Here is a 2,264-nt window from a genome sequence, read left to right on the forward strand (position 1 = left end):
TTTTTTCTCAGTATATGAGTAAGCCATCAGCGTTCCCCAGCTTGGTCACCTGCTTGTTTGGCCCCTCCCGACGGGAGCAGCCAGAAAATCGTGCAAACCCCATGGTTTGCGCCACCGCATCGGGTGGTTACAGCGCCCTTATCAGCGCCGACCCAGTCGGCTGCCAATAACGGAAAAAGGCCGGTGGCAAGAGCCACCAGCCATCAGCCTGTCGCTTGACGCTCGGGCTGGAGGAGCAAAGTCGATACTTATTTCAGCTCGACTTTAGCGCCTGCTTCTTCCAGCTTCTTCTTGGCGTCTTCAGCCGCTTCTTTCGAAACGCCTTCAGCTACAACCTGAGGAGCGCCGTCTACTTTCTCTTTGGCTTCTTTCAGGCCCAGACCAGTCAGTTCACGAACTGCCTTGATCACGTTAACCTTCTTCTCGCCAGCTTCCAGCAGAACAACGTTGAACTCGGTTTGCTCTTCAACAACAGCGGCAGCAGCAGCTGGACCAGCCGAAGCAGCAGCAGCGGTAACACCGAAGGTTTCTTCCATCGCTTTGATCAGCTCAACGATTTCCACTACGGATTTCTGGCCGATTGCTTCGATGATTTGTTCGTTAGTCAGAGACATGACTCAATTCCTGAATTGGGGGACGGCCTACGCGACCATCGAAATAAACAAAAAACGCGAGAAGTTGACGAGCCTTAGGCTGCGGCAGCTTCTTTCTGGTCGCGAATTGCCGCCAGAGTACGAGCCAATTTGCTGGTAGCGCCTTGAATCACGCTCATCAGCTGAGAAATTGCTTCGTCACGGGTCGGCAGAGTTGCCAGTACGTCGATCTGATTAGCTGCGAGGAACTTGCCCTCGAACGCAGCTGCCTTGATCTCGAACTTGTCCTGACCCTTGGCAAACTCTTTGAAGATACGAGCAGCAGCGCCCGGATGTTCGTTCGAGAATGCAATCAGGGTCGGGCCGGTGAACACGTCGTTGAGGACACTGTATTGAGTGTCAGCAACAGCGCGTTTGAGCAGGGTGTTACGTACAACACGTACGTAAACGCCAGCTTCACGAGCCTCTTTACGGAGTCCGGTCATTGCGCCTACTGTTACGCCACGTGCATCAACCACGACAGCGGACAGAGCGACTGTGGCAGCCTCGTTGACGGCAGCGACGATGGCCTTCTTGTCTTCGAGATTAATTGCCACGGGTTTAACTCCTGCTTGTTACCGTTTCATTCGATCGGAACCGAATGTCGTTTTGGTGTCTGATTCGGTAAGGAACCGGGAGCACCATCTGCGTAGGCTTATGGTTTAAGGCTTGCGCCGCCTACGGTCTTGGATAGCCCCCGCCAGGCAGGGACCCCAATTTTTCAATTGGCGCGAACAATCGCGCCAACCTTTGTCTTACGCGTCCAGCGAGCTCTGATCGATAACCAGACCTGGGCCCATAGTGGTGCTCAGGGTAACGCGCTTGACGTAGATACCTTTCGAAGAAGCAGGCTTGATACGCTTCAGATCAGCGATCAGCGCTTCAACGTTTTCCTTCAGCTTGACGGCATCGAAACCGATCTTGCCAACGGAGGTGTGAATGATGCCGTTTTTGTCGGTGCGATAACGAACCTGACCAGCCTTGGCGTTTTTAACCGCGGTAGCTACGTCTGGAGTTACGGTGCCGACCTTCGGGTTAGGCATCAGGCCGCGTGGACCGAGGATCTGACCCAACTGACCTACAACGCGCATGGCATCCGGGGATGCAATCACTACGTCATAGTTCAGGTCGCCGCCTTTCATTTCGGCAGCCAGGTCGTCCATGCCTACACGGTCAGCGCCGGCAGCCAGAGCGGCCTCAGCAGCTGGACCCTGGAACACAGCAACGCGAACGGTCTTGCCAGTGCCGTGTGGCAGCACAGTAGCGCTACGAACAACCTGGTCAGATTTACGCGGGTCAACACCCAGGTTTACAGCTACGTCAAACGACTCGCTGAACTTGACAGTCGACAGCTCAGCCAGCAGAGCAGCGGCGTCTACAATGTTGTAGGCCTTGCCTGCTTCGATTTTGCCGGCGATAGCCTTTTGACGCTTGGTCAGCTTAGCCATTACACACCCTCCCCGTTAAGGCCCATGCTACGCGCAGAACCGGCGATAGTACGCACGGCCGCATCCAGCTCAGCTGCAGTCAGATCCGCGGTTCGGGTTTTCGCGAGTTCGTCCCGCGGAGCACGGGTAACAGAGCCACCCTTACCGGTGTTCGGACGAGCGGAACCGCGGGTCAGACCGGCCG

3 protein-coding genes and 1 pseudogene are annotated in these 2,264 nt (G+C 55.7%); all 4 read right to left on the minus strand.

Annotated elements, in window-relative coordinates:
* Window positions 1-248: 248 nt before the first annotated feature.
* Window positions 249-614 (minus strand): 50S ribosomal protein L7/L12, encoded by a 366-nt coding sequence (gene rplL, locus ACIONG_RS29980; protein ID WP_003228750.1) that lies wholly within the window; start codon window positions 612-614, stop codon window positions 249-251.
* Window positions 615-688: 74 nt separating this feature from the next.
* Window positions 689-1,189, minus strand: a complete 501-nt coding sequence (gene rplJ / locus ACIONG_RS29985) for a 50S ribosomal protein L10 (RefSeq protein ID WP_401304598.1) — start codon at window positions 1,187-1,189, stop codon at window positions 689-691.
* Between the two features lie 198 nt (window positions 1,190-1,387).
* Complete coding sequence (gene rplA / locus ACIONG_RS29990) at window positions 1,388-2,080, minus strand: 50S ribosomal protein L1 (RefSeq protein WP_401304601.1); 693 nt, start codon at window positions 2,078-2,080, stop codon at window positions 1,388-1,390.
* Window positions 2,080-2,264: pseudogene (gene rplK / locus ACIONG_RS29995) on the minus strand (50S ribosomal protein L11); the annotation flags it as partial. The gene rplA and the pseudogene rplK, both read right to left, overlap by 1 nt.

The sequence above is a fragment of the Pseudomonas sp. NPDC087817 genome (genome assembly GCF_044742875.1).
Taxonomy (GTDB): domain Bacteria; phylum Pseudomonadota; class Gammaproteobacteria; order Pseudomonadales; family Pseudomonadaceae; genus Aquipseudomonas.

What these genes read in the sequence shown, in the direction of transcription:
- rplA (WP_401304601.1), bottom strand. Translation starts at nt 2,080, where the DNA reads ATGGCTAAGCTGACCAAGCGTCAAAAGGCTATCGCCGGCAAAATCGAA.
- rplL (WP_003228750.1), bottom strand. Translation starts at nt 614, where the DNA reads ATGTCTCTGACTAACGAACAAATCATCGAAGCAATCGGCCAGAAATCC.